At 43.3% G+C, this 4,429-nt stretch carries 4 protein-coding genes; all 4 read right to left on the reverse strand.

The window, feature by feature from the left end:
- The coding region (locus tag B7Y67_RS11350; RefSeq protein WP_293598737.1) for a class I SAM-dependent methyltransferase at positions 1-521 on the reverse strand (521 nt) is incomplete at its 3' end.
- A gap of 50 nt (positions 522-571) precedes the next feature.
- Positions 572-1,810 carry a class I SAM-dependent methyltransferase gene (locus B7Y67_RS11355; protein ID WP_293598738.1) on the reverse strand — a complete coding sequence of 413 codons (1,239 nt, stop codon included), beginning with the start codon at positions 1,808-1,810 and terminating at the stop codon, positions 572-574.
- A 25-nt stretch (positions 1,811-1,835) separates the two neighbouring features.
- Positions 1,836-2,774 carry a GDP-L-fucose synthase gene (locus B7Y67_RS11360; protein ID WP_293598739.1) on the reverse strand — a complete coding sequence of 313 codons (939 nt, stop codon included), beginning with the start codon at positions 2,772-2,774 and terminating at the stop codon, positions 1,836-1,838.
- A gap of 102 nt (positions 2,775-2,876) precedes the next feature.
- Complete coding sequence (locus B7Y67_RS11365) at positions 2,877-4,100, reverse strand: hypothetical protein (RefSeq protein ID WP_293598740.1); 1,224 nt, start codon at positions 4,098-4,100, stop codon at positions 2,877-2,879.
- Between the last annotated feature and the right edge of the window lie 329 nt (positions 4,101-4,429).

Below are 4,429 nucleotides of genomic sequence, written 5' to 3' on the forward strand. Positions count from 1 at the left end.
AACGGATATAAAACGATATCCTGCAACATTATTGTGCTAAATTTTTTAGTGATAACACAGTGAATATGTATTCCTCCAGGCTTCAAAAAGCCCGTAAGGCTTTTTGTGAGCGTGTCCAAATCTTCAAAATGTTCCAGTAGGCCAAAGCTCATGATGCAGTCAAACGATGATTTTTCTAAATTCGTATTGAATAAATCATCATTCACAACGGTTGCAACTATTCCCTCTTTATCTAAATTAGCCTTTGCAAGTCGCAATGCGCCTTCTGCATTATCGGATAATGTTAATTTAGAAAATCCAACCTTACCCAAATAAACGGAAGTTCGAGCTCCTCCACAGCCCACCTCAAGCACCTCTGCGGATCGATTATTGGATAAATACTTTAAAATATCCTCGCATACAAACTCATTCTGAATTGCTGTCAGCAATGCTACAGGAGTATTTAACTCGCTAGAATAAGTAGTACCAAGAGTTGAATAATCATTATTCCAATTTTCTACTTTATTTCCTTTTAAGCTCACTTATTAATCCTCACATTTAATTAAAAAATATTAGCAATCGATTGAATCGGTCACAAATCTACAATTTCAAACTTTGGTAAGGGGAAAACTAATTTTCTACCCTTCATTGATGCCAACGACTCAAAAAAAGCTCTAAAATGCCAAGGCAACACTAATAGATAATCTGGATTTGAAACTAGAATCTCAGACTCGGGGGATAGCGGAATTAAGCTCCCAGGGGTAAATGATCCGAATTTATCGCTATTAACCTCTCCAATTTCCGAAATTAAATCTTGGGTGATTCCATAGTATTGAAGTAATACATTACCTTTGGTTGAGGCGCCTAATCCGCAGACTCGCTTGCCTTCTGACTTTGCTTTTTTAAGAAAATTCATTAAGTCATTTCTAGCTTGCTCAACCCGTACTTTAAAAGCATCAAAAGCCTCAGTGGTATCTAATCCAAGCTGTGTTTCATCTGCCAAAATTTGATTTAACTTATCCTGATTGGGCTCATACTTCGCGCCAACCTTAGCGCAGGTAATTGAAAAGCTACCCCCATTCACATCATTAAAATCAATATCTAGAACTTTTAAACCTGCTTTTTCTGCAATCCATAAAATTTGTTTAACCGCATAAAACTCTAGGTGCTCATGACAAATTGTATCGAATGAGTTTGTACGAAGCATTGCAGGAAGATAGCTCTGCTCAAAAATCCAAATACCATCATCTGCTAGGGCGCCTTCAATCTCTTTGGCAAAAGCAATTGGGTCTTCAAGATCGTAAAACATTGAAAAAGAGGTAATGACTTTTGCCCTCTTACCGCCCAAGGCTTTGGCAACTGCATCCGCAGAAAAAAACTCTGGAATCAAGAGAATTTCTTTGGGATAGTACTCAGAAAACTTCAAGCCTGTTGGATCAATTCCAACTAAGTCATATTCACTCTGGGGATAGGCTCTCAAAGTAGTTGCATCATTACTGCCAATATCAATAATGAGATCGCCCTTTTGAAGGAGATTCATCCCCAAGATATTGGCTACCTTTGAATGCAAATGCTTCACCATACTGGCATTAAGACCCGATCGATAGCCGTAATTTAGGCCATACATTTCACTTAAATCGTAGCTTTGTCTTAACTGAACTAAGCCGCAACCGTTTGAACTAGTGCACTTCACTAACTCAACTGCTCCACTAGTGACTTTTTCGGTTTTTGTTTTAGGAAATACCCCCGTTAGCGCCTGGTTCTCTAGCAGCATTAAAGAGGTTAATTGATTCCCTCCACAAATCCGGCACTTTGTAATTGTCTTTACCATTTTTTATATCTAACTTATGTAAGTATTAATCGTGACTTCTTTGTAAAAAATCTCTATAAGCTAACGCAATACCATCATTCAATGAAGTTTTTGCCTTCCAACCTAGGCCCGTCATTCGCGCAACATCCATCAACTTACGCGGCGTTCCATCTGGCTTGCTGGCATCAAACACAATTTTCCCTTGAAAGCCGATCACATCCATTACTGTTTCGGCCAATTCACAAATAGTCACATCTTCACCAACGCCAACGTTATACATACCCCCGCTAATTCCATTTTCCATCAGAAAAATACAGGCATCCGCCATATCGTCAACATACAAAAATTCACGGTAAGGCTTTCCGGAGCCCCACACCACTAATTCTGAATTGCCCCTTAACTTAGCCTCATGCACTTTACGAATCAAGGCCGGCAACACATGACTTTTGGCTAAGTCATAATGATCGTTGGGACCATATAAATTAGTTGGCATCACACTCACAAAACGTGTTCCATCGCCTTGGTTATAGACATTACATAATTCAATGCCAGCAATTTTTGCTATCGCATAGGGCTCATTGGTTTTCTCAAGCGGCCCACTTAAGAAATACTCTTCTTTAATTGGCTGCGGACAATCGCGGGGATAAATACAGCTGGAGCCTAAAAAACAAAACCACTTGGCACCCTCTTTATGAGCCGCATGCATGACATTATTTTGAACCATCAGGTTCTCATAGATAAATTCAGCAGGGTAAGCGTTGTTCGCCTGAATTCCCCCCACCATCGCCGCTGCTAAAAAAATGTATTCAGGCTTTTCTGATTCAAAAAACGCATTCACTGAAGCTTGATCCAACAAATCTAATTCTTTGTGGGTGCGAACTACTAAGTTGGCATAGCCACCCGATTCCAAACGCCGCACAATGGCGGAGCCTACTAAGCCCCTATGCCCAGCAACGTATATTTTGGAATCTTTTGGGATAGTCATCTCTGATCTCAAAAATCAATCAAACGTTTCATAGTTAAACAGATAAGCCCGCTAATGCCCGATCCCGCTCTAATGCTTTTGTTTGGAGCATCCCACAGCTGCTCACTTGGCACCACCGCTTTTGATATTCACCCAAACCCTCTGACCTAGGAGCACCAAGAGCATGAGAAAGAACGCTGCAGCTAAACCCGCTGCCGTAGACTTGAGCATACCCTTCTTGCCACTGCTAGTCGGCGCCGTGTTAGCCTCCAAGCCCTTGGTAAATCTGGCCTGGACCTGCAGGAGTTGGGCGTGCAACTGATCGAGAATTTCCTGACCCTTGATATCGTCTTTAACTAACTTAGTGCGTAGCTTTTGCTCAATCTGAAGTAACTCTGCATCCAAGGACAAGCCGTCAAAGGACTTTTCGGCCATCGGAATTGCCTCCTCTAGAAAGGTCTTCACGAGCGCAATTTGTGCGAGGCGGTCCCGTAGTCGCTGGAGGTTTTCCTTGGACTGGTTAATGTCGTTGTTAACCGCAATGATTTGGGTGCTGATCGGCAAGTACTTGGCTCCGGAGTCCTTGGGATCGACCACCTGGTTGCCCCCACTGGCGCCACCCGGGAAGCGCTTATGCAACTCCTCAAGACTCTTGGCACGCTGCACCTGGTAGCCCATCTCAATTTCGGTGGTGGTGATTCTCTTCTGAATATCGGCCACCGAGCTAATGGTCTCACCTTCGTAGCTGTTGAGAATGTTACGTATCTGCAGATATGCGCCGCCTGTGCGTAAGAACTTGGCTGCGGCGCGAACGTTCTCCAAAGACTGTTCTTTGGTTGCGCCGCTACCGGAGAGTGTCAAGCTTAAGATAGTGGTTGAGGCAGCATCCAAATCCTTACTTATCCCAGCTAAATCCTTGGTGTCTGCCTTTGAAATCGCATAGCTGGGAATGACATTTTTTTGCCACCATTGCTCATTAGCCAAGGATTTGTAGAGACCCTCCTGACCTTCTGGGGCTTTTCCCTCGGCATCGACTTGAGCAGCCAGCTTAGGCAAGCTCTTTTGAATCGTTTTCCAGGACACCAAGTCTAGGGCATAGGTGTTGGTGTTGGTGTTGGTGTTGGTGTTGGTGTTGGTGTTGGTGTTGTTAAGGAGAATATATTCTGCTGAGTAGCTACCCAAGAGCCACCAGCCTCCTAAGCCCAAAAACGCACCCACGACCCCTGCAATGGCGAGCTTTTTCCAAGAATCTGCCAAGAAATTGACAATATCGAGGAGGGAGATTTCTGCCTCTTGTGCTATGTCATCCCGACTTGGCGATCTAAAGGCGTTATCAGGAGAGTTCATAAGCTTTTTTAAGTAAAGTACTGGTGAATTCGGGGTTTTACAGCTACAAATTCATATTCATATTCATATTCTGATGATTATAGTGCTTGCTTATGGATTTTATAGGCAATTGAGTGGGGTGTGACTAATTTACAGGGTTTGTGCAAGGCCCGCCCCCGGCTTTCAGGATCGCCTTCACAGATTACTCAACCCAAAAAATGCATTCACTTGCCTAGGGCGCCAACTGGCTTTAAGGGCTCAAAGTTAGAAATTGCCTTGCTACCCCGTTGCATTGGTTGCGTACTCACATCGCACACTCTTTTATACACGCCCACAACTAGAGTTAAGCT

The organism is Polynucleobacter sp. 35-46-11 (assembly GCF_002281105.1).